Origin of the sequence: uncultured Tissierella sp., assembly GCF_902479755.1 — a bacterium.
Taxonomy (GTDB): Bacteria; Bacillota; Clostridia; order Tissierellales; family Tissierellaceae; genus Tissierella; species Tissierella carlieri.
Window position 1 is genome coordinate 17043 of the sequence record NZ_CABSQO010000035.1, and the last position, 23016, is coordinate 40058.

Consider the following 23016-nt stretch of genomic DNA (forward strand, 5'->3'; position numbering starts at 1 on the left):
GACCTCCTATCCGATGTTTTGAAGGAACTGGCACTGAGCCGAATTGATGACCCAGTGCCTAATCCATTATTTAAGCTTTTATTTGTAATATTTTCAGAGCATCCGGTTGAATCAGCTTGCCATCCAATCTCTCGTAAGCAGAAAATCCAATTTGCCCCTGCAATGCATATAACTCACTTAATTTTTTTATTGTTATTGGCTGACGCTCAATCAGCCAGTAGTATGATAAATCTCCAAATACAATGCTTTTCGCTCCTGCAGATACTGTAGGCATATATGGAGAGGTAACTACAGGCTTTCCGAAGATGGTGTTATCTGAAGAATTCCACAGATAACTACCGCTTGTATCTTTAAGGGTTCTAAGAAGCATGGCAGTATTATCGTGCATGATAAACACAGCGTTATTTCGGTATTCATCTTTTAATGAAAAATACAGCGAAATAATCTCGTCAAAAGAGATGGTAGCACTATCTGCTGTTGTTACATCTGCGTCTGCCGTAAGGATACCTGTTGGCTTTGTTGTGCCATTTCCATTAAGCAATGCATTTTCCTCAGCCTTGCCAAAACGCTTCGCAAAATCACCCATCAGATATTTTTCAAGATTAAAGTTCATATCGGTGACGAATGAGCGGTTTAGCTTGACAAGAGATGCCAGCTTGTATGATTTCACCAGAAACTGTGTAAATGTATCGGCAATTTCGGGGATTGGATCTCCGTCTTCAACCCAATCTGCTGTGCCCGTTGAGAATACCGCTTGAATTTTACCTTCTGCAGAAGATAGATTGATAACAGTAGCAAATCTGCGGAATATATTTTCCTTTGCCAAAGCAGTGTTAAAGCCTTCTCTGAACTCATCTGGTGCGACATAGGCTCCTGCATTATCAAAACCCTCGCTTAGATTTTGATTATTTTCTTCTTTTCCTTTCATAACATTCCAAAACGCTCTATTATAAGTTGTTGATGTTGCCATAATCCTTTACCTCCTAAATTAAAATGGATTGTGGGGTATATACCCCGTTTGAAACTGCGTTTTTTTACGCGTTGCCCCACGCCCGTTATCCAGATGAAAAGGTGTGGAGATTTAACCTCCCCTAGGGGTAGGTATTAACACATGGAGTTGTATCCAGTGTTTTCAGTGGTTTTAAGCTTTGTAGCAAGATGTAGCAGGTAAAAACTAAACTCTCTATACGAGAGCGATTTTTTATATAACCTGTTTTTCTTGCTACAAGCTGCTACACTGTGTTTAAATAAGAAGAAATTCTTCTTCTGTCAGCTTATATCCGATAAGCATTGTGGTCATTCCACCACCAGAACGTGGTCGTTTCCGTTCTACACGGGCGATAGCTGTTAATCCTTGTTTGAAGTTTCTTGCATTCTCCGAATAACATCCATTGGCACTACACCAACGCTGATACCGGGCATACACTTCGGATGTCCGCACCTCACTATTAGGACTTTCCTCCAAGGCATCCTCGAAAAATAATGCTATTTTATCGCTGTCACGCTTATAAGCCTCCGTTGCTGTCTTAACGGAATCAGGTAAAGTCAAGCCTTCCTTTTTTAACAGCTGATAGCCTTCAATTAGCCAGTTGAGGATAGCACTCTGATTCTTCGGTTTGGCGAATTCACGTTTTAGGTTTTTATCCTGCTCGCTTTCATCAAAGTGTCGTTCAAAAGGGATAATCACCACTCTGCCACTGGAAAACAGCGTCATATCCGTAATAACGGGCAGATAATTGGTGTTGATATACAGCTTAAACTTTGGCGAAAAGTCAAAAGAATTCTCATGTAGAAACCTTGCGTTGATGGTGTCACCACCCGTCATGCTTTTTACCTGTGCAGCATTTAGGACAAGTCCTCTGCTAGGTTCGGAGATATTCACAAAGCGTACTCCTGCAAGCCGGGCAATATCTTCACTTGGACTTGAACTGTTATTGTTCTTTTTCAGACTGATAGTCTCTGGCCTTGCGGTACAGCCATAACTGCCCAATACCTTAAGAACGCTCTCACATAGCGTGCCTTTACCATTTCGAGTTGTAGCACCATAGAGAACAAACAGGCATTCATACCGAGTGTCTCCGCTGATACTGTAACCAAAGGCTTTTTGGAGGAATTTTGCCTTTTCCTCATCTCCGCTCATAATCTCATGAATAAATCTATCCCATCGCTCACTTTTTGCTTCCGGGTCATATTTAACACCAGATATCTTAGTAAGTTTGTCCTCGCTGTTGTGGGGATGAAAATCCATGGATGTTAAAAACAATGTTCCATTGGCACAGTTGAGTACCTGCGGGTCTTGGTCGAATTCAGCCATTGATATGGGATATACACTCTGTGCATCCTTAAGCACCGTTTCTCGGTATCTTCTTGACTGCCATTTTCGGCAATAGTCAATGTATGCCTTTCTTTGATGTTCATCTTGAATAGTCAAAGCATAGGTTAGTAGTTGGTTAGCCAATGATTTACACATTTCCATCACTTTGAGCTTCCCTACATCGGGAATCCAAATGCCATTCTCATAGCAAAACCACATCTTCCTTTCGGGAACAAAGCGGGCAAAAGATTTATAATAATCAGCAAACAGCCTGCTTGCCCCAATATCCGTCCAAGGGTAGCGATCGTTACTCTCAGGCTTAAAGCCAGTAAGAGAACATTCACCAAAATCCTCTGTAGCTGATGAACGCTTACCACCTGGTTTATATATTTCAGTAGCATTTGCGATAGCTTTTTCTATGGTTATCATTCCATAAGTACTGCCGGACTGTGATCTATTCCATTTATCTCGTATTAGGCCGCTCTGCCGAAAAAGTCTGTCCATCTGTCCAATATCCCTGCCACACCAAAATGCCAGCATACCGCAAAGTGCCAAATCAGCTTCACTGGCAGAAGCATAGCCAGATGTATCCCCTTGCCACAATGCTTTGAACCTTCCTCCGTTTACCGATTTTAAAGCCTTCTCAATAACAGACTTGTCAGACAGATAGGATTGACTTTCTGTATCGACTAGTTGCTTCACAGTGGTAGGATGCAGCATACACTTGTCTAGTATCATCTGAAGCTCATTCGATTTCTCCGGTATATCACCATCTGCAAATACATTGCCTGTTACGGTAACAAAACGATTTGTTGCTCCAGCCACATAGACCTCAACTCCCAGCTTTCTGTTGTTGATATAGTATTTTGTCTTGTCAAAGTTAAAGCCTGTGGCCTTAAAGAAAATATGCAACCCTTTTCCAGACGGACTGTGTTCCATATAGCAACCACTAAAAGTCTCTACAACATTTTGGGCAACAGGCTTAAGCTTACTGCTGCTATCAAAGCAATCATCTAAGTCGATAACACAAATGTCATTACCCACCAAAAATCCGATACCGTCATAATCACTTATAGCAGCTACCGCCGAACTAAAATCTTTAAATGTACTCCGCTGATCTGCTTTTGCCCTTTTTCCTGTTACTGGGTTATAGGGAACTTTGGTTTTTCTACCACTTCGCTCTTCATATTTCCAACAACAAAACTGTGGCTTATCTTTAAGCTTCTGTGGCAAGTTATCATATTTTGTTTTCAGTTATTTCACCTCCTTGCCTTTTATAAATGACCCGAAACGCTACTGTTCCAGAGGGTTTGCCTTGTTTGACACAACCTCGTTATCTTTCAAGGAATACGCTCGGAATTATCGTCATGGCATATTCTGCTTGAAGTATCTCTTGCATTTCGGGGTATTCAGTTGTCAAGGAGCAGTGAGAGAAAAACTATGCTTTCATTGGGAGATTATTTTTCCTCTCACCTCATAGCCTTGGTAGAACACATTAGTTGAGGATTTTAGAAAAATATTTTCCATCCTCATCCATAAGCGAATAATTCTATTGATTCGAACCCTTAAAACAAAAAACAGCCTGTCTTTTTTCTAAGGTAAAGACGGCTGTAATGATTGTGTTTTTGCTCGAATTTGAGCGAAAGTGATATTAAATTTAAGAAGGCTGAATGTTATAACTTTGCCTTTGGTTTTACAAATAGACTTACAGACTTTTTTGTCTAAAAGTATTTATTTGAATAAAGCCAAAGAGAAAGGCAAACACAACTGTCATTATCTTTGTTAACATTGTAAAATCACTTCACAAACACAGAATTATCATGTTATTTTTGAAGAAAATGTGCTATAATGGAAAAAACATATATAAAGAGGTGACCAAGATGACCGTTAGCTATAAAAAGCTTTGGAAATTGTTGATAGACCGCGATATGAAGAAGAAAGATTTACAAGCTGCTGCGGGAATAAGTCCATCGTCAATTTCAAAGCTTTCTAAAAACGAATATGTCAGTATGGACGTTCTTGTAAAGGTTTGTACGGCACTTGGCGTTGATTTTAAAGATATCATGGAATTAGTGCCCAATATGGTTGAAGAAAGGAAGTAGAGTTATGGAAAATAACAGAAAAGAACAGGAACGGGCGGAATTACACCGCACCATATGGAATATGGCAAATGATCTAAGAGGCAGTGTAGATGGATGGGACTTTAAGCAATATGTTCTAGGAATGCTTTTTTACCGTTACATATCTGAAAATATTACTGCCTATATTAACGCCGGAGAATGGGAAGCTGGTAATAGGGATTTTGATTATACCAAGTTATCCGACGAAGAAGCAGAACAGGCACGAGAGGATTTAGTTAAGACAAAAGGCTTCTTTATCTTACCCAGCGAGCTTTTTGAAAATGTCCGAGCTCGTGCAAAGGACGATGAAAACTTAAATGAAACACTAGAGCAGATTTTCAGTAATATAGAAGCATCTGCCCAAGGAACAGAGAGTGAAGATAATTTCAAAGGCTTGTTTGACGATATTGATGTTAACAGCAATAAGCTAGGTAACACTGTAGTAAAGCGTAATGAAAAGCTGGTTAAGCTATTGAATTCTGTTGGAGAAATGAAGCTGGGCGATTACAAAGACAATACCATTGATGCCTTTGGTGATGCCTATGAATTCTTAATGGGTATGTATGCATCCAATGCAGGAAAAAGTGGTGGTGAATACTATACGCCACAGGAGGTTTCTGAACTCCTTACCCACCTAACATTAGTAGGAAAAACTGAAGTCAACAAGGTATATGACCCCGCTTGTGGTTCCGGTTCTCTACTGCTAAAGTTTGCAAAAATCTTAGGAAAAGAAAATGTACGTCAAGGATTTTTTGGTCAAGAAATCAACATTACAACCTACAACCTGTGCCGAATCAATATGTTCCTCCACGATATTGATTATGACAAATTTGATATTGCCCTTGGGGACACACTAACAGATCCGCACCATTGGGATGATGAGCCTTTTGAAGCCATTGTATCAAATCCACCTTACTCCATTAAATGGAAGGGCGACAATGATCCTATTTTGATTAACGATCCCCGTTTTTCTCCAGCCGGAGTATTGGCTCCTAAGTCTAAGGCAGACCTTGCTTTTATTATGCATAGTCTCTCTTGGCTTGCAACAAACGGAACAGCGGCTATCGTTTGTTTCCCCGGTGTAATGTACCGTGGTGGAGCTGAAAAGAAAATCAGGCAGTACCTGATTGACAATAACTATATCGACTGTATCATTCAGTTACCGGATAACTTGTTCTATGGTACCAGCATTGCTACCTGCATTATGGTTCTAAAGAAATCTAAATCGGAAAATAGCACCTTATTTATCGATGCATCAAAGGAATTTGTCAAGGTTACGAATAACAACAAACTAACACAGGAAAATATTGAGACCATTCTTAACGCATTCAAAGATAGGAAAGATATTGAGCATTTTGCTAGGCTTGTGCCAAACAGCGAAATAGCTGAAGAGGACTATAACCTGTCTGTTTCAACATATGTGGAACAGGAGGATACCAGAGAAAAAATTGATATTGTTGCCCTCAATGCTGAGATAGAAAAGATTGTGGCGAGAGAGCAGGTTTTGAGGGAAGAAATAGATAAGATTATTGCGGAAATAGAGGTGGCAAATGAGTAAGGAACTTCAATTTTTAATATATAACACTCCTGAAGAAAATGTATCAGTTAATGCAATTATTAAAGACGAAACCATTTGGTTAACCCAAAAAGCAATGGCAGAATTGTTTGATTGTACGACAGATAATATATCTTTTCACCTAAAAAATATATACGCAGATGGTGAGCTTAATGAAAATTCAACTACCGAGGAATTCTCGGTAGTTCAGCAGGAAGGCACAAGAAAAGTAAAAAGGAAAATAAAGTTCTATAATCTTGATGCCATTATTTCAGTTGGTTATCGTGTTAATTCACGCAAAGCTACACATTTTAGAATTTGGGCGACCGGCGTATTAAAAGAGTATATGATAAAAGGCTTTGCTATGGATGATGAAAGATTGAAGCAGGGTAAAACTGCTTTTGGCAAGGACTATTTCCGTGAACTTCTTGAACGTGTTCGTTCAATTAGAGCGAGTGAAAGACGTATTTGGCAGCAAATCACCGATATATTTGCCGAGTGCAGTATAGATTATGACAAGGATGCACAGGTTACACGTGATTTTTATGCCATGGTGCAAAATAAATTTCATTATGCTATCACTGGACAAACAGCGGCAGAAATTATTCATTCAAAAGCCGATCGCAATAAAGAAAATATGGGGCTTACAACATGGAAAAACGCTCCTGAAGGGCGAATATTAAAATCAGATGTCACAGTTGCCAAAAACTATCTTGAAGAAAAACAAATAAAGCAATTGGAAAGGGCGATTTCCGGTTATTTTGATTATATCGAAGATTTGATTGAAAGGGAAAACACTTTTACAATGGAAGAGTTCTCAGAAAGCATTAATGAGTTTCTATCCTTCAGAAAATATAAGATTTTAAAGGATAAGGGAAGCATTTCAAAAAAACAGGCTGATGCAAAGGCAGAAGAAGAATATATTCACTTTAATAAAACGCAAAAAATTATTTCTGATTTTGATCGTGAGGTAAAAAAGCTGATGGTTAAAGGCGGTGACGGAAATGAGTAGGTTGGACGAATTGATTAAGGAGTTTTGCCCCAATGGGGTGGAATATAAAAAATTAAAAGAAGTTGCATCTGTTTCTATTGGAGAATTTGTCCATAAAAATAAACAGAACCCTAATGGAGTTTATCCTGTTTATAATGGGGGAACTTCAAATACTGGTTTTTATGATGAATTTAATAGAACAGCTAATAAAATAATTATTAGTGCAAGAGGTGCAAATGCTGGATTTGTTAATCGTGTATTTGTAGATTTTTGGGCTGGTAATAGCTGCTACACTATTTCAGTAAAAGAGAAGTATCTTGATTGGAATTTTACTTATTATGTCTTAAAAAATAGTGAAAATAAATTAATAAATGAACAACAAAAAGGTGGAATCCCAGCAGTATCAAAAAAACAAGTAGAGGAATTTTATATCCCCCTCCCACCTCTACCTGTGCAGCAGGAAATTGTCCGTATTCTGGACAATTTCACAGAGCTTACAGCAGAGCTTACAGCAGAGCTTACAGCAGAGCTTACAGCAAGAAGAAAGCAGTATGAGTATTATAGGGATCTACTATTGACTGATCTTAACGAAGATACTGTTAAGTGGATTTCGCTTAAAGAATGCACCCTACCAACATCAAATATAAAATGGTCTTTGGAAGATGAATCAACAACTTACAAATATATTGATTTAACGTCAGTTGATAGAGAACTACATTATATTACTGAAACACAGGAAATCAATAAAAACAATGCACCAAGTAGGGCACAACAAATCGTAAAGGCAGGCGATATTTTGTTCGCTACTACAAGACCTTTATTAAAAAGATATTGTTTAATTGATAGTGAATATGATGGAGAAATATGTAGCACTGGATTTTGTGTTTTAAGGGCAAATACAGATAATGTTCTACAAAAATGGGTTTTATATCACATTGCATCTTCTTCTTTTTATTATCATGTTGAAAAGTATCAACAAGGTGCAAGTTATCCAGCAATATCCGACGCAAATGTTAAGGGTTATCGGATTCCTGTCCCTCCCATTGAGGAACAAGAGCGCATCGTAGCTATCCTCGATCGCTTTGACGCTCTCTGCAACGACTTAACCAGCGGCATTCCTGCTGAAATCGAAGCTAGGCAAAAGCAATATGAATATTACAGGGATAAACTTTTATCTTTCAAGGAGGTGACGGCATGAGTATATACAACATCGTTGCAAGTACTGAAGAAGCAACGGTTGTTGCTGAATATGCAGCTGAATATAATGTCCGTCCTGAAAAGTATCAGAGCGAGGCAGAACTTGAGCGCGACTTTATTAGGCAACTGACTTCACAAGGATATGAATATATTTCAGTGCACAATGAAGCTGCATTGATAGAAAATCTCCGAAAGCAACTTGAACTGCTTAATGACTTCACCTTTACTGATAGCGAATGGGATAGATTTTTCACAGAATGTATAGCAAATACAAATGAGGGTATTGTTGAAAAAACCAGAAAAATTCAGGATGACCATATCCAAATTCTAAAACGTGAAGATGGGACAACAAAGAACATATACCTTTTGGATAAAAAGAATATCCATAACAATCGCCTGCAGGTTATTAATCAATACGAAGAAGCTGGTGGAAAGCACGAAAGCCGATATGATGTGACTATACTTGTCAATGGACTTCCCCTTGTTCATGTGGAGTTAAAGCGTCGTGGTGTTGCTATCCGTGAAGCCTTCAACCAGATAAAAAGATACCAGCGTGACAGCTTTTGGGCGGCTTCTGGTTTATTTGAGTATGTACAAATATTCGTAATCTCCAATGGCACCCATACAAAGTATTATAGTAACACCACAAGAAATGCTCATATCAAGGAGCAAAGCAGCAGTGAACGTCGAAGAAGCAAAAAAACAAGCAACAGTTTTGAGTTTACCAGCTTTTGGGCAGATGCAAATAACAAAATTATTCCTGACCTTGTGGATTTTACTAAAACTTTTTTTGCCAAACATACCCTCTTAAATATACTAACAAAATATTGTATTTTTACATCTGAAGATCTGCTCCTTGTAATGCGTCCTTATCAAATAGCTGCGGCAGAACGTATATTATCACGTATTGTAGTATCAACCAACTACAAGAAGATGGGCACAACTGCAGCTGGAGGATATATTTGGCATACAACAGGCTCTGGTAAGACATTGACCAGTTTTAAGACAGCCCAATTAGCTTCTGCCTTGCCTTATATAGACAAGGTACTGTTTGTTGTTGACCGTAAAGATCTGGACTATCAGACGATGAAGGAATATGACCGTTTTGAAAAGGGAGCTGCTAATGGTAATACGTCCACAAGAGTTCTTCAAAGACAATTGGAAGACAGGGACGAAAAAGGAAATCTTCATGAATACAAAATCATTGTAACCACTATTCAGAAGTTGGATATATTTATCCGTAAAAACAAACAGCATGATATTTATAAGAAACACGTGGTGCTGATTTTTGATGAGTGCCACCGTTCCCAATTTGGTGAAATGCATCAAGCTATCACAAAGAGCTTTAAGAACTACCATATCTTCGGCTTTACGGGAACTCCGATTTTTGCTGCTAATGCCAGTTCAGGAGGTAACCCACTGCTTCGTACAACCGAGCAGGCCTTTGGAGAAAAGCTACATACCTATACCATTGTGGATGCCATCAATGATGGGAATGTTCTGCCTTTTAGAATAGATTTTATTAATACCATCAAAATGCCTGATTACGTTAATGATAAAAAAGTCTATAGCATAGATAGAGAAAAAGCCTTAGCAGATCCACAGCGAATCAGTGAAATTGTTTCTTACGTTCTTGAACACTTTGATCAGAAGACGAAGCGCAATAGTTATTACACATTCTCTGCGAAATGGGAAGAAGCAAATAAGCACAACCCTAAAAAGATGATAGAAAAGCGTGAAACAAGGCGAGTTGCCGGTTTCAACTCCATATTTGCTGCTGCATCCATCCCAATGGCAATCAGATACTATAATGAGTTTAAGAAGCAGATAGCGGAAAAGAACCGTAACCTTACCATTGCAACTATTTTCAGTTTTAGTGCAAATGAAGAAGAGCCAGATGGACTGCTTCCTGAAGAGGATTTTAATATGGAAAACCTTGACCAGAGTTCCAGAGATTTTCTTGAGGTGGCTATCCGAGATTACAATTCCACATTTAGTACGAATTACGATACTTCCTCGGATAAGTTCCAGAATTATTATAAAGACCTCTCTCTTCGTGTAAAGAATCGGGAGATTGATATATTGATTGTTGTCAATATGTTTCTGACAGGCTTTGATGCAACAACCCTGAATACGTTATGGGTAGATAAAAACCTGAAGCAGCATGGACTGATTCAGGCGTTTTCAAGGACTAACCGCATCCTAAACAGCGTTAAGACTTATGGTAATATCGTTTGCTTTAGAGATTTGAAAGAAGAAACAGACAAAGCTATTGCACTATTCGGCAATAAGGATGCAGGCGGTATTGTACTGTTAAAAACATACGAAGAATACTATAACGGCTATGATGATAAAGATGAATATAAGCCGGGCTATGCAGAACTGATTGCAACTCTTACAACACAGTATCCCCTTGGCCAACCTATTATCGGAGAAGAAGCAGAAAAAGACTTTATCCGGTTATATGGAGCAATACTTCGACTCAGAAATATTCTTACTTCCTTCGATGACTTTGAAGGAAATGAGATTTTATCTGAAAGGGATTTTCAGGACTATCAGAGCATTTATATTGACCTGTATCAGGAATACAGAAAAGGTGCTGATGGTGACAAAGAAACTATCAATGATGACATAGTTTTTGAGATTGAACTGGTCAAGCAGATAGAGGTAAATATTGACTACATCCTTATGCTTGTAGCCAAATATCAAAAGTCCAACTGTAAAGATAAAACCATTCTTACGACCATTGATAAGGCTATCAATTCGAGTATTGAACTTCGAAGCAAGAAAGAGCTTATCGAGCGTTTTATAGAGCAAGTCAATGTATCGACCAAAGTGGATGAGGATTGGCGAAAATTCCTCCATGAGCGTAAGGAAGCGGATATTTCAGCAATTATAGAAGAAGAGAAATTAAAGCCTGAAGAAACGCGCCGTTTCATCGACAATGCTTTCCGAGATGGAATGCTTAAAACAACCGGTACAGCCATTGATAAAATCATGCCACCTGTATCTCGCTTTGGCGGAGGCAGGGCTGCGAAAAAGCAAGGGATTATTGAAAAACTGATGTTATTCTTTGAGAAGTATTTAGGGTTGGTGTAATAATGATATTGAGAGGTGGATAATGGATACAAATGAGTTGATATTAAGAGTAGCTGAAGCATTAGAAAAACAGATGGCCTTTCCTCAGTGGGATACAATTATTCAAATATTTTCAGTTGTTGCTGCTTGGATTACGATACTATTTCTTCTTATTGAACGTAAAAACAAAGAACGGCCTTACCTTCAAGTTTCTTTCGAACTGGTCAGATCTTCACTTGCTTGCCTGGTCATAAGAAATGTTGGGGAATGCCCTCTTGAGGTTTCTTCAATAAAACTAAGTGAAGAATTTGTAAAACAACTCCCTCAAAAAACTCAGGAGCGTGTTGCTAGCCTTGAAAAATCGGAAGTTAAGATTTTCCCAAAGCGCTTTTATGTTTTTTCATTGGACATTATTACTGGAACAATTATTAAGGATTATAATATCAAAAAATTGACAATAGATTACAAATACAAAAAGCTTGGCAAGTACCGCAAAAAATATAAAGAGCAAACAACAATAGATTTTTCTCAATATGCTACTATGCTAATCTATATTTCAGAGATAGATGAGTTGAAAGGCAGTGTGGACAATCTTTTGAAAGAGGTAAAAGAAATCAAAAAACTTATACCATCTACCAAAATTGGCGATACTCATGCATCCAAGATTACAGAATAAAGCAAATTGGACATATTGTATTAAATCCAAGGCTGCATTAATAAAATTTTATCCTAACGATTTGAAGCAAAAGACCAGTCACAATCAAGCATTCATGCCAGATTGTGACTGGTCTCTTTTTGGTCCGCTTGAAGCTGTTCATTTAAGTTTTTCTTCAATCCCTAAGTGAACGCTTCTTTTGGGGACCTTTTATATTGATAAAAATAAAAGGAAATATATTATAAGTTTTTATTGACATTTAATAGTTATTTTGATATCATACGATACAAATAAAAGAATAGTTATGTCAATTATTATAGGGATAAAAGTAACTACTTGATAGGAAAGTGGTTTTTTTTAAAAGGCTAATTGATAATGATTATCAATTAGTGAATTATATTAAGGATAATAGTAAAAGCCTTAACTAATTTTCAAAAGAAAGGAGGGAGTCCTTTAGCATAAATAATACATTATAAGCATTTTTATGTTAAAGGGTACATAATGTGCATAGTTTTAGTAGGTGGACACGATAGAATGCATGATGATTATAGGGAGATCGGAGATAAACACGGATATAAGATGAAAATTTTTACACAGATGCCATCTAGATTTAATAAGAATATTGGAGAGCCACAAGCTATTGTTTTATTTACAAATACGGTTTCTCATAAGATGGCACTTACTGCTACCAAAGAGGCCAAGAGGAAAAAGATACCTATATTGAGATGTCATACAAGCAGTAAAAATTCTCTTGAAGAAACATTACTTCAATTAAAAGTTAAGGTTTGTTAATATCTAGTAGAGTAATATAAGAATGCGGCAAACTTAGATATTACGAATTTAACTAATAAACATATAATATAATTTATAAAATTGATTTTTAATTAAGAGCAAAATCAATATTTTTTTACAACCATATTGATAATGATTATCAATATCGATACAATAGTATTAATTAGATTTTTATTTATTCAACAAAGTTAGAGGAGAAAGGAGATGAAGTATGATGCCTCTCACATTTGTAAATGAAGGTGAAAAAATCTCAATAAAGCAGATAAACGGAAGAGATGAGACTAAAAGATTTTTAGGCAGCTTAGGATTTGTCGTTGGCGAGGATATAGTAATTATATCTAAAATCAAGGGAAATCTTATTGTAAATGTAAAGGATACAAGGGTAGCCATCGATAGTCAGATGGCTAGTAAAATTTTAGTTTAAAGAGGAGGAATAAAAAATGAAAACCCTTAATCAAATTGCTTGCGGGGAGACCGTAACTGTATTAAAACTTCATGGTGAAGGTTCTATTAAGCGCAGGATTATGGATATGGGATTGACAAAAGGTACACAGGTTATGGTTCGAAAGGTGGCTCCTTTAGGAGACCCTATAGAGCTAAATGTTCGTGGATATGAGCTTAGTATAAGGAAAAGTGATGCGAAAATGGTGGAAGTAGATTAAGAAAATTATGAGAGGAGGAATAATCTTATGTCTAAAACAATTGCATTGGCAGGAAATCCCAATAGTGGGAAAACGACCATGTTTAATGATTTGACTGGAAGTAATCAGCACGTAGGTAACTGGCCCGGGGTAACAGTTGAGAAAAAAGATGGAAGGCTAAAGGCTAATAAAGATATTATTATTCAGGATTTACCTGGTATATATTCATTGTCTCCATATTCATTGGAAGAGGTTGTATCAAGGAATTATTTAATTAAAGAAAAACCAGATGCAATAATTAATATTGTTGATGCTTCAAATCTTGAAAGGAACCTATATCTTACTACTCAGCTTACAGAGATTGGAGTTCCAGTAGTTGTAGCACTTAATATGATCGATATCGTTAAGAAAAATGGTGATATCATAGATATTAAAAAGCTTAGCAAAGCTTTAGGATGTGAAGTGGTTGAAACATCTGCTATTAAAGGTATTGGTTCCAAGGACGCTGTGGAAAAAGCTGTGGCTCTCGTACAATCAAATGCTAAATCTGTTCCACAGCATACTTTTTCGGAACCAGTTGAAGATGCGCTAAATAGAATCAGTGATTTAGTTAAAGACAAGATTAACAGCTCAAGTATAAGATGGTATGCTATAAAGTTATTTGAGCGAGATAAGGAAATATTAAAAGAAACATCCTTTAGAACTGAATTACAGCAACAGATAGAAGATATAATTGTAGATTGTGAACAGAAATTTGACGATGATAGTGAAAGTATTATCACAAATGAACGGTACACATACATATCATCCATTATTAAACAATGTTTCAAGGTAAAGAATAAATCTAGACTTACTACATCGGATAAGATTGATAGAATTGTAACTAATCGAATTTTGGCATTACCGATTTTTGCAATGGTTATGTTTCTTATTTATTATATTTCTATTTCCACTGTAGGAACAGCTATGACTGACTGGGTAAATGACAGTCTATTTGGTGAAATAGTTCCTGAAACTATAGGAGGTTTTCTTGAAAGTATGGGAACTGCCGAGTGGCTAAGTTCATTGATTCTTGATGGAATTGTTGCAGGTGTAGGAGCCGTTCTTGGTTTCTTGCCTCAAATGCTTGTATTGTTTTTATGCTTAGCGATTTTAGAAGATTGTGGATATATGGCTCGTATTGCCTTTGTAATGGATAGGATATTTAGAAAATTTGGTTTGTCTGGTAAGTCATTTATACCAATATTAGTATCTACTGGATGTGGTGTTCCTGGAATTATGGCTTCTCGTACTATTGAAAATGATAATGAACGTAGAATGACAGTCATGACAACAACTTTTATGCCTTGTGGTGCCAAATTACCTATAATTGCATTGATTTCTGGTGCACTATTTCCAGAATCAGTATGGGTAGCCCCATCTGCATATTTTGTAGGTATAGCAGCTATCATTGTTTCAGGCATTATGTTGAAGAAGACCAAATTATTTGCAAGTGAGCCGTCACCTTTTATCATAGAATTGCCAGCATACCATCTTCCAAAGGTTAAAGGCGTTTTAAGAACTATGTATGAGCGTGGTTTAGCCTTCGTAAAAAAAGCAGGAACTATTGTATTATTAGCAACGATTTTAATTTGGTTCTTGAGCAGTTTCAACTGGTCAATGCAAATGGTTGATGCGGAAGAATCTATTTTAGCTGGTATAGGTAATGTCATTGCACCGATATTTTCACCTTTAGGATGGGGAGATTGGAAACCGGCAGTTGCGTCTATTACTGGGCTTATAGCAAAAGAAAATGTAGTAGGGACCTTTGGAATTCTCTATGGATTTGCTGAAGTAGCAGAAGATGGTGCCGAATATTGGCCTCAATTTGCAGCTGCTTTTACTCAATTATCTGCATATTCATTCCTTATATTCAACCTATTGTGTGCACCTTGCTTTGCTGCCATAGGAGCACTTAGAAGGGAAATGATGTCTGGTAAATGGACTATTTTTGCCATAGGATATCAATGTGCTCTTGCATATGTTGTATCTCTAATTGTGTATCAGATTGGAATGCTTATTCAAGGCAATGGATTTGGCATTGGTACTGTATTTGCCTTTATCTTTGCTGCTTTGATGATATTTATGTTATTTAAAAAACCATATTCCCCTGATCAAGTCCAAAAACAATCTAAGGGGAAAGAAGGAATGGCGGTGAGATAATTTATGGGAACATACATTGTTGGTGCTATTGTATTGATAGCTATAGCTTTAGCTATACGCAGCATATATAAATCAAAGAAAAATGGCAGTGGCTGTGGATGTGGATGCAGCGGCTGTGATCAATCTGAAAGTGGAAATAGTTGTCATTAACAATACTATTAAATAAATCTAAATTCAAACTAGAAAGGAAGGTAGTAAATATGAAAAAAGTATCTGTAATATATTGGTCAGGCACAGGTAATACAGAAGAAATGGCTAATTTAATAGCCAAAGGAGCACAGGAAAATGGTTCTGAAGTAAAGTTAATTCCTGTTGGAAATGCAAAAATAGAAGATGTAGTTAATTCAGATATATTATTGCTAGGTTCTCCTTCAATGGGAAGTGAGACAATTGAAGAAAGTGAAATGGAACCTTTTGTAGAGTCTATAAAAGATAGTGTAAAGGATAGAACTGTAGGATTATTTGGCTCTTATGATTGGGGAGATGGAGAATGGATGAGGAACTGGGTCGAAAGAATGGGTTCCTATGGAGTAAATATATTTGAAGAAGGTTGTATAGTTAACTTATTCCCTGAGGGAGAAGAAGCAAATAAATGTATGGACTATGGTAGAAGGATTGTAAAATAGGAAGTAAATAATGGCTGGCAATTTGTTAATGAGTTTCTTAAATAAAATTGAATTATTAGACGAAGATGAATATGCAGAAAATTTTATCGGATGTATGTTATCTCCAGTTATTACAGGAATTAAGCCAGCATCTACTATCACATTAAAAAATTGTAAAAGAAAGCTTTATAATTACTGGAATGAAAATGGCTGTAATATATTGGGGCGATATAATCTAGAGTCGATTACGCTTCAAGAAACAAAGGAAGGCATTGTTTTGCTAGTTTATGATAGGTCTAATCTTTCCGAACATCTAAGATTAGAAAAAAATCATAAGCTATTATGTGAATTTGGCTATAATAATAATTTTCAATTGGAACGATGCTTGAATTGCCTGAGAGAAAGGATAGTCAATGGTAGTTTTCCCCATGAAAGTGGTATATTTTTAGGTATACCATATGAGGATGTAATAGGGTTTATTAATGGAGATAAATGCTTATTTAACGGGTATTGGAAAGTGTATACCAATAACTATGATCACAGAGAAATTTTTTCATTATATGATGAATCAAAGAAGGTTTACATATTAAATATCTTGGAAAATAGAAAAAATAAAATAAAAAATTTATATGTAAACCACAAACAATTATTATATGAGTGTAATAGTTAAAATAACTTTCCATAAAAAAGAAAAAATCCTAATTAGGATTTTTTCTTTTTTATTAGTTTCAAGTTAGGATATATAAATAGACAGAAAGATTTACCTAACATTAAAAGCTACTCTAATAAATATTGACTGTGGCTTTTGATATACAATTTATATTGGTAAATTCTTTTTATCAAATACAATAATTCCTCCAATGTACAATGTAACAGTAATAATTATAAGCACAAGCATTTGTATCAAAATATTTTCACCATGAATTATATCAAGTGGGCTAAACAATGAAAAAATGGTAAGATATTTCAATATTTTTATATCTCCATTTGCGTTATGAAGCATTTGAATAAGCAAAAACCCAATCGGTAAACCTGCACCCAACATAAGAGATAATTTACTTTCATTAAAAAGACAAGAAGAGAAAAAACAAATACCACTGATTGCATAATGAAGTAGCAATACACCAAAATTCACTTTGATAAATGCACTTATGTCCAAAAGTCCTGAAAATTTCATTTCACAGATAAAAATACCCCAAACTGTTACAAAGGCTACTAGAGAAGTAATTGCTGCCAGTAGAAACATACCTTGTGTAAACGCAACTTTTTTTCTTGAAATAGGAGTGGAAAGAACGCTTGCCATTGAACCTCTATCCACTAGTTTTGCCACAAGACTGTTACCAAGAATAATATAACATACCATGGGAAGAGCCAGCATTAAAAGTCCATAGAAATAAGAGGAAATAAATCCTACAAGACTTGTGTCTGTTAAAGTGAATCCGAATGCTGCAAGTAGCTCTGGTGATAATTTCAGTGCGGCGAGCTGATTCAATATATCCAAATCATTGGGATCAAACATTCCTATTATGATGGTCATATACATTGCAAGAACACCTAGAAAGATAAGTAACAACTTATAATTTGACCTTAGAGTATTTTTTAAAAGCACTGAGTTAAGCATTATTTTCACCTCCATAATATGACATAAATACTTCTTCAAGACTCTGGGATACTACATCAATACCTGTTACGGGATGACGGTCTAATGCTGTTGTTAGTACCTTGATATTATCTTTTATCGCAACCTGAACCTTATCTCCATTTATGGAGATAATCTCCAGAGGTTCTGTGGCGAAATCCTTGGCAGCCTTCTCGTTTCGTAGGGAAATACTATATATTTTCCGCTGTGCCTTTTTGAGATTTTCTACCGTTTCGATTGTGACAAATCTACCCTTTTTAATAATACCAATACGGTCACAAGTACGCTCCACTTCTTCAAAGCTATGAGATGACATCAGAATTGTTTTACCTTTGCTTTTCTCATTGAGTATAAGTTCAATAAATTTATTTTGCATGAGGGGATCAAGTCCAGATGTGGGTTCGTCGAGAATAAGTGTTGACGGGTCATGCATAAAGGCACTGACAATTCCGATTTTCTGTTTCATCCCTTTTGACATTTTCTTGATGCGTCCGCTGGGATCAAGTTCAAAGTATGATATTAATTCGTTCATCTTTTCAAAGTTTTTCATACCACGCATATTTGCTATAAATTTTAGATATCCGATTCCGCTCATGTCGTCAAAAAATGCTATTTCACCTGGAAGATATCCTAAGTCCCTTTGAATCTGTTCAGCATCAGTTCTACAATTTAACTGACCGATATGGCATTCTCCTTTGTCAGCATTCAGAAATCCAAGTAGATGACGAATAGTTGTAGTTTTTCCAGCACCATTTGGTCCTAGATATCCGAAAACCTCACCCTTTTGTATTTCAAAACTCAGATCAAAAATCCCTCTGTTTTTGCCATAATCCTTTGTTAAATTTGAAACAGTAATTACACTCATAGATATTCCTCCTTGTATGATATATTTTTAAGCATCTTTGACCATATTTCGTATTTATCCATTAATTCATCAAGTACAAATGTGGTATTTTGCCTTTGTTTTTCATGAAGATAGCCATCTGTCATCCATATTAGCATTTGTAATATATCTTGTGGATTGATTTCAGGCTTAAATTTGGAATAGTCTATTTTTGAAAAATATTCTGCCAAAAATCCAGAAGTTGGGCTCTGAAATTTCTTGTTAATATCATCTGATACGTCTTCCCTTTGCGAATAAAATGCTCTCATTATAAATTCCATGATATGGGGAGATTTGTGTAAAAGCTTATATTTCTGTAAAGCTGCATATTCACAAAGCTCAAAAAAGTCGGTTATTTCATTAAAATGGAGATTAATAATACTTTCTTTGACAAGTTTTTCTGCGTATGAATATAAGAATAGATATAGAGATTTTTTATTATGGAAGTAGTAAAAAAGTAGTCCTTTAGATATATTTGCACGTGAAGTAATTTCCTCAGTTGAGGCTTTCTTATATTCGTTTTTTCCAAACACTTCAAAGCCAGCATTTATTATTCGCATCTGTTTTTCTTCTGGTAATTCATAAAATTTCTTATTCATAGGGGCTCCTTTCTGACTATATTGGTTTAACCCAAATAGTCAATATAATATTATTGTATTACATTGACTATTTTTTTCAAGGCTCTGTTAATTGAAAAGACGGATTAGTAATAGTATATTAAGTAAATAAATATTCTTGATTTTTTGATATTGATATAAAAAATATTACTTTTTATTTAATTATTTAATATCATGGAAAGCTATAATATTTTAAATTATAGAAGAATTTAAAAAGCATTAGGTTTATTATGTAGAGGATAATAAAACTAAGAAGAGATATTGAAAAGATGATCCTTGTATTTTGCAAGGATCATCTTTTCAATTATAAAAACTTCACTATTTTAATGATACAATATAATAAAAAACACTTAAAGTGAAAATATTATCAAAGCACTAAATCCTAAAAATATAAACATTGACAATATCAAAGGCAGGTTGAAAATCCTCTCATCAGATAAATCTTTATCTATTCTGAAAGGAATATTATTTATTTTAAATAATACTTTAATCAATTGAAATAAAAACATAACACCTAATAGAGCATAGAGAGTTAATAACAGAAAATTTGGATCCTCTGCATATCCAATATTAGGATTAGGAGGATATAAATAGTTTAATGTCAAAGGCAGACCATTATTTATCATATGAATAAGAATGCCTGCAAATATGGAATTAGTAGCGAATACAAGAAAAGAGGCTAAAAACCCTGCTATAAAGGTATGGAAAAATTGGAAAGAATTTAAATGTAACATTCCAAACATAAGACCATTCATTGTAGCAGCTACTAATCTAGATTTATTTCTATATCCATCTAATATAATTCCCCTCATTAAGATTTCTTCTAAAATAGCAGGAGTTACTGCAGTAAAAAATAGATTGAAAGCAAAGGTTTTATGAGTATCTTGAGATACTATATCTGCTAAAGTGCTTCCAAAAAAGTAAATATATAATTCAACAATTAGAAATATAAGGGGTAATGAGGCCAGCCATATAAGGAATATAATTATTGTACTTTTTAAGTCTAACATATCTGGCCTCAGTATTCTCTCCACTTCAGACCTATTGAAAAATAGATAAATACTAATAGGTATTAAAAACGCTATATATTGATATGAATTTGCTGGTGTAGGTAAGAATTGGCTAAATATAGACCATATAATTGTACAAAGATAAAATAAATTCACTTTATATATAGACTTTTCTTTTTTTAATATTTTGATATCCATAATAAACCACCCTTCATTTATGCATCTATACTATTGTATAATAAAATAAATAAAATAGAAATGCTTTTCATAGGATTTGTAATAGAAATGTAACGACTTATTATTAAGTATATGGTATAGTTTGGGTATAATAATATTAATTAAATAATTATGAAAGTGGTGATATTTATGAAGAAGTCAATAAATATGGCTATAATTCTTATTTTAGTTGTTTTAGTTACAACTCTTTCAGGATGTAAAAAGAAAAGTCCAGCAATAACAGATCCTGTTAAAGATCCAGCAGGACCTACAGAAGATTTAGAGACAAATGAAAAAGATAGAGAAAAGATTATGGCAGAATTTAACAATGCTTTAAATGGTAAAGAGTTAGATAAGATAGTCTTTTTTATAGATGAGAATATAGGAAAGCTTTCTCAGATAGAAGGGGACAAGATGGTATCAGAATTAGAGAAAATACTTAATCAGTCCTTAGATGTTACAACCAATAAAATTTCTCAGGCAGATACTAATGGAGAACTAATGACTATTGCAGGCACAGAACTTTTCTTCCCAGAGGATAAAATAAAAGACATACAGAATGAAAAGCTTCGTGACGAGATTACAAAAACAATAAATAGTAAATATAAACTTATAAATTTAGAAGGAAGTTACTATCCAATAATAGACTATGAAAAAATAAAACAATACAATAATTATATTTCAGATGAAATGAAGGAATATATCGAGATTAAAGCTATGGACTCAAATGAGCCAGTAGCAATGGATGCTGGACTAAGAATTTCCTATGATGATTTGGCCGATAGAATAATAAAAACAGAGAAATATATAGAGAAATATTCTCAAGGACAGAGATATGAAGAAATGCTAGGAAACTATAAAAACAAACTAGCTCTCTATCTAGGAGGGCTAGATAATACTCCAATAGCTGATTTTGAAACAAAGAAGATTTATGATGATGTATTAGAAAGCTATAATAAAACAGCCAAAATAAAAGATTCAGCCACAGCATTTGTAGTAAATAAATATATTGATGTTATCAAAGAAAACAACAATTTAATAAATAAGGATGTAGAGGATAAGGTTGTATCACTTGTAAATGAAGCATTGTCTTCATTAGAAGTAAGTAAATAAAAGAATTGCTCCTATTTTAGGGGCAATTTTTTTATTTACTTAATTATATTAGCGTATAAGGGGTATTATATTAAGAAATAGAATATAGGAGTGATAAAATGAGTGAATTAATTAATAATAGAGAACATAGACAAAAGATACTTAAAGAAGTAATTAAAGAGCTACATGAAGGAAAAACGGTAGAAGAAGTAAAGGCCAAATTTGCTGAGGTAATTAAAGGAGTATCTGCCAAAGAAATATCAGAAATGGAGGTACAGCTTGTTAAAGAAGGATTACCTATAGAAGAAATACAAAACCTTTGTGATGTTCATGCAGCTGTATTTAAAGGCTCTATAGAAGAAATTCATCATCCTGAAGAAGTACCGGGACATCCTATTTATACTATGAGACAGGAAAATAAGGCAATAGAGGAACATATAGAAAATGTAATCAAGCCTAATTTGGTTAGATTTAAAGGAAATGACTCAAAGGAAAATATATTCACTTTAATCTCTGATATTAATTTACTCTGGGATATTGATAAACATTATAGCAGAAAGGAAAACCTAATATTCCCATATCTAGAGAAGTATGGAATCACAGCACCACCGAAGGTTATGTGGGGTGTAGATGATGAAATAAGAGCTAAAATAAAGGAGATTAAATTATCTTTAACTTCCTATAAGGGAAATAAAGATGAGGTTGCTGAAAAAGTGGAGGAGATGCTAATTCAGGTAAAAGAAATGATATTTAAGGAAGATAGCATATTATTCCCTATGTGTTTAGACACTTTGACAGAAGATGAATGGATTAGCATATATGATGAGTCGGATGAGATAGGATATGCATTAATAGCTCCAGAAGGGAAATGGAATAGAGCAAGAGTAAATGTAGAACAAAAGGCAAAAGAAGAGACAAAGAATACAGTAGATGATGGTTATATAAAATTTGAAACAGGAATATTAACATCTAAGGAAATTAATTATATATTAAATAGTATACCTGGAGATATGACATTTGTAGATAAGGATAATATAGTTAAATATTTTTCCCAAGGAAAAGAAAGAATATTTGCCAGAACTAAGGCGGTGATTGGTAGATCAGTTGAAAACTGTCATCCACCAGCATCTGTAAATGTAGTAGATAAGTTAGTAGACGATCTTAGAAGAGGAAAGAAAGATAGTGAAAGTTTTTGGATCAAGATGGGAGATAAATATATTTTAATTAGTTATTTTGCTGTGAGAGATGAAAAAGGAGAATTTCTAGGAACTTTAGAATTTACACAGGATATAGCCCCTATTCAAGCAATAACAGGAGAAAAAAGATTGATGTCAGAATAAAAAAACCACCATTATGATCTGAACCCTTTAATCCGGACTTTTGGATAATATTAATTATGCGGCTTGTTG

21 protein-coding genes are annotated in these 23016 nt (G+C 35.0%); 15 read left to right on the top strand and 6 right to left on the bottom strand.

The features are described from left to right. Nucleotides 1-70: 70 nt before the first annotated feature. Together RDK80_RS15775 and RDK80_RS15780 are read right to left on the bottom strand one after the other, a co-directional pair. The gene (locus tag RDK80_RS15775; RefSeq protein WP_308524839.1) at nucleotides 71-970 is read right to left on the bottom strand and encodes a phage major capsid protein; all 900 of its coding nucleotides are present in this window, start codon (nucleotides 968-970) and stop codon (nucleotides 71-73) included. A gap of 273 nt (nucleotides 971-1243) precedes the next feature. Then, nucleotides 1244-3547 (bottom strand): phage/plasmid primase, P4 family, encoded by a 2304-nt coding sequence (locus RDK80_RS15780; protein WP_308524840.1) that lies wholly within the window; start codon nucleotides 3545-3547, stop codon nucleotides 1244-1246. Between the two features lie 647 nt (nucleotides 3548-4194). Between RDK80_RS15780 and RDK80_RS15785 the strand changes: the two genes are divergently transcribed. The 13 genes from RDK80_RS15785 to RDK80_RS15845 all read left to right on the top strand — a co-directional run bounded on the left by RDK80_RS15785 (nucleotide 4195) and on the right by RDK80_RS15845 (nucleotide 16820). After that, the gene (locus tag RDK80_RS15785) at nucleotides 4195-4416 is read left to right on the top strand and encodes a helix-turn-helix transcriptional regulator (protein ID WP_024822623.1); all 222 of its coding nucleotides are present in this window, start codon (nucleotides 4195-4197) and stop codon (nucleotides 4414-4416) included. Between the two features lie 4 nt (nucleotides 4417-4420). After that, nucleotides 4421-5992: a type I restriction-modification system subunit M gene (locus tag RDK80_RS15790; protein ID WP_308524841.1), complete on the top strand. Its 1572-nt coding sequence runs from the start codon at nucleotides 4421-4423 to the stop codon at nucleotides 5990-5992. Further along, nucleotides 5985-7001, top strand: a complete 1017-nt coding sequence (locus tag RDK80_RS15795; RefSeq protein ID WP_308524842.1) for a virulence RhuM family protein — start codon at nucleotides 5985-5987, stop codon at nucleotides 6999-7001. Before RDK80_RS15790 ends, RDK80_RS15795 begins: the two co-directional genes overlap by 8 nt. Then, nucleotides 6994-8178: a restriction endonuclease subunit S gene (locus RDK80_RS15800; RefSeq protein ID WP_308524843.1), complete on the top strand. Its 1185-nt coding sequence runs from the start codon at nucleotides 6994-6996 to the stop codon at nucleotides 8176-8178. Before RDK80_RS15795 ends, RDK80_RS15800 begins: the two co-directional genes overlap by 8 nt. Continuing rightward, nucleotides 8175-11276, top strand: coding sequence for a type I restriction endonuclease subunit R (locus RDK80_RS15805; RefSeq protein WP_308524844.1), 3102 nt, complete (start codon nucleotides 8175-8177; stop codon nucleotides 11274-11276). The genes RDK80_RS15800 and RDK80_RS15805 overlap by 4 nt, the downstream gene beginning before the upstream one ends. Nucleotides 11277-11298: 22 nt before the next feature. After that, nucleotides 11299-11931, top strand: a complete 633-nt coding sequence (locus RDK80_RS15810) for a hypothetical protein (protein ID WP_308524845.1) — start codon at nucleotides 11299-11301, stop codon at nucleotides 11929-11931. A gap of 480 nt (nucleotides 11932-12411) precedes the next feature. Next, nucleotides 12412-12702: a DUF2325 domain-containing protein gene (locus RDK80_RS15815; RefSeq protein ID WP_094903185.1), complete on the top strand. Its 291-nt coding sequence runs from the start codon at nucleotides 12412-12414 to the stop codon at nucleotides 12700-12702. Nucleotides 12703-12916: 214 nt separating this feature from the next. Then, nucleotides 12917-13126, top strand: a complete 210-nt coding sequence (locus RDK80_RS15820; protein WP_308524846.1) for a FeoA family protein — start codon at nucleotides 12917-12919, stop codon at nucleotides 13124-13126. Between the two features lie 16 nt (nucleotides 13127-13142). Next, on the top strand, nucleotides 13143-13364 hold the full coding sequence (locus RDK80_RS15825; RefSeq protein WP_308524847.1) for a FeoA family protein: 222 nt from the start codon (nucleotides 13143-13145) through the stop codon (nucleotides 13362-13364). 27 nt (nucleotides 13365-13391) lie between these two features. Further along, a complete protein-coding gene (feoB, locus tag RDK80_RS15830; protein ID WP_308524848.1) occupies nucleotides 13392-15545 on the top strand; it encodes a ferrous iron transport protein B in 2154 nt (717 codons plus the stop codon). Nucleotides 15546-15548: 3 nt separating this feature from the next. Further along, nucleotides 15549-15695 carry a FeoB-associated Cys-rich membrane protein gene (locus tag RDK80_RS15835; RefSeq protein WP_094903177.1) on the top strand — a complete coding sequence of 49 codons (147 nt, stop codon included), beginning with the start codon at nucleotides 15549-15551 and terminating at the stop codon, nucleotides 15693-15695. 50 nt (nucleotides 15696-15745) lie between these two features. Further along, a complete protein-coding gene (locus RDK80_RS15840) occupies nucleotides 15746-16171 on the top strand; it encodes a flavodoxin (RefSeq protein ID WP_308524849.1) in 426 nt (141 codons plus the stop codon). Between the two features lie 10 nt (nucleotides 16172-16181). Then, nucleotides 16182-16820 carry a DUF3793 family protein gene (locus RDK80_RS15845; RefSeq protein WP_308524850.1) on the top strand — a complete coding sequence of 213 codons (639 nt, stop codon included), beginning with the start codon at nucleotides 16182-16184 and terminating at the stop codon, nucleotides 16818-16820. Nucleotides 16821-16967: 147 nt separating this feature from the next. On the opposite strand, the gene RDK80_RS15850 is transcribed toward RDK80_RS15845, so the two are convergent. From RDK80_RS15850 to RDK80_RS15865, 4 genes are all read right to left on the bottom strand, one after another. Then, complete coding sequence (locus RDK80_RS15850) at nucleotides 16968-17771, bottom strand: hypothetical protein (RefSeq protein WP_308524851.1); 804 nt, start codon at nucleotides 17769-17771, stop codon at nucleotides 16968-16970. Next, on the bottom strand, nucleotides 17764-18654 hold the full coding sequence (locus tag RDK80_RS15855; RefSeq protein WP_308524852.1) for an ABC transporter ATP-binding protein: 891 nt from the start codon (nucleotides 18652-18654) through the stop codon (nucleotides 17764-17766). The genes RDK80_RS15850 and RDK80_RS15855 overlap by 8 nt, the downstream gene beginning before the upstream one ends. Next, nucleotides 18651-19271 (bottom strand): TetR/AcrR family transcriptional regulator, encoded by a 621-nt coding sequence (locus RDK80_RS15860; RefSeq protein WP_308524853.1) that lies wholly within the window; start codon nucleotides 19269-19271, stop codon nucleotides 18651-18653. The genes RDK80_RS15855 and RDK80_RS15860 overlap by 4 nt, the downstream gene beginning before the upstream one ends. A 368-nt stretch (nucleotides 19272-19639) precedes the next feature. Beyond that, nucleotides 19640-20497: a CPBP family intramembrane glutamic endopeptidase gene (locus RDK80_RS15865; RefSeq protein WP_308524854.1), complete on the bottom strand. Its 858-nt coding sequence runs from the start codon at nucleotides 20495-20497 to the stop codon at nucleotides 19640-19642. 168 nt (nucleotides 20498-20665) lie between these two features. Between RDK80_RS15865 and RDK80_RS15870 the strand changes: the two genes are divergently transcribed. After that, the gene (locus RDK80_RS15870; RefSeq protein WP_308524855.1) at nucleotides 20666-21628 is read left to right on the top strand and encodes a hypothetical protein; all 963 of its coding nucleotides are present in this window, start codon (nucleotides 20666-20668) and stop codon (nucleotides 21626-21628) included. Between the two features lie 98 nt (nucleotides 21629-21726). Beyond that, nucleotides 21727-22947 carry a DUF438 domain-containing protein gene (locus tag RDK80_RS15875; RefSeq protein ID WP_308524856.1) on the top strand — a complete coding sequence of 407 codons (1221 nt, stop codon included), beginning with the start codon at nucleotides 21727-21729 and terminating at the stop codon, nucleotides 22945-22947. The last annotated feature ends 69 nt before the right edge of the window (nucleotides 22948-23016 follow it).

Coding starts and splice junctions, on each gene's coding strand:
- RDK80_RS15845 (WP_308524850.1), top strand. CDS start 16,182: ATGGCTGGCAATTTGTTAATGAGTTTCTTAAATAAAATTGAATTATTA.
- RDK80_RS15875 (WP_308524856.1), top strand. CDS start 21,727: ATGAGTGAATTAATTAATAATAGAGAACATAGACAAAAGATACTTAAA.
- RDK80_RS15795 (WP_308524842.1), top strand. CDS start 5,985: ATGAGTAAGGAACTTCAATTTTTAATATATAACACTCCTGAAGAAAAT.
- RDK80_RS15855 (WP_308524852.1), bottom strand. CDS start 18,654: ATGAGTGTAATTACTGTTTCAAATTTAACAAAGGATTATGGCAAAAAC.
- RDK80_RS15810 (WP_308524845.1), top strand. CDS start 11,299: ATGGATACAAATGAGTTGATATTAAGAGTAGCTGAAGCATTAGAAAAA.
- RDK80_RS15820 (WP_308524846.1), top strand. CDS start 12,917: ATGCCTCTCACATTTGTAAATGAAGGTGAAAAAATCTCAATAAAGCAG.
- RDK80_RS15835 (WP_094903177.1), top strand. CDS start 15,549: ATGGGAACATACATTGTTGGTGCTATTGTATTGATAGCTATAGCTTTA.
- RDK80_RS15785 (WP_024822623.1), top strand. CDS start 4,195: ATGACCGTTAGCTATAAAAAGCTTTGGAAATTGTTGATAGACCGCGAT.
- RDK80_RS15790 (WP_308524841.1), top strand. CDS start 4,421: ATGGAAAATAACAGAAAAGAACAGGAACGGGCGGAATTACACCGCACC.
- RDK80_RS15805 (WP_308524844.1), top strand. CDS start 8,175: ATGAGTATATACAACATCGTTGCAAGTACTGAAGAAGCAACGGTTGTT.
- RDK80_RS15840 (WP_308524849.1), top strand. CDS start 15,746: ATGAAAAAAGTATCTGTAATATATTGGTCAGGCACAGGTAATACAGAA.
- RDK80_RS15870 (WP_308524855.1), top strand. CDS start 20,666: ATGAAGAAGTCAATAAATATGGCTATAATTCTTATTTTAGTTGTTTTA.
- RDK80_RS15775 (WP_308524839.1), bottom strand. CDS start 970: ATGGCAACATCAACAACTTATAATAGAGCGTTTTGGAATGTTATGAAA.
- RDK80_RS15865 (WP_308524854.1), bottom strand. CDS start 20,497: ATGGATATCAAAATATTAAAAAAAGAAAAGTCTATATATAAAGTGAAT.
- RDK80_RS15860 (WP_308524853.1), bottom strand. CDS start 19,271: ATGAATAAGAAATTTTATGAATTACCAGAAGAAAAACAGATGCGAATA.
- RDK80_RS15800 (WP_308524843.1), top strand. CDS start 6,994: ATGAGTAGGTTGGACGAATTGATTAAGGAGTTTTGCCCCAATGGGGTG.
- RDK80_RS15815 (WP_094903185.1), top strand. CDS start 12,412: ATGTGCATAGTTTTAGTAGGTGGACACGATAGAATGCATGATGATTAT.
- feoB (WP_308524848.1), top strand. CDS start 13,392: ATGTCTAAAACAATTGCATTGGCAGGAAATCCCAATAGTGGGAAAACG.
- RDK80_RS15850 (WP_308524851.1), bottom strand. CDS start 17,771: ATGCTTAACTCAGTGCTTTTAAAAAATACTCTAAGGTCAAATTATAAG.
- RDK80_RS15825 (WP_308524847.1), top strand. CDS start 13,143: ATGAAAACCCTTAATCAAATTGCTTGCGGGGAGACCGTAACTGTATTA.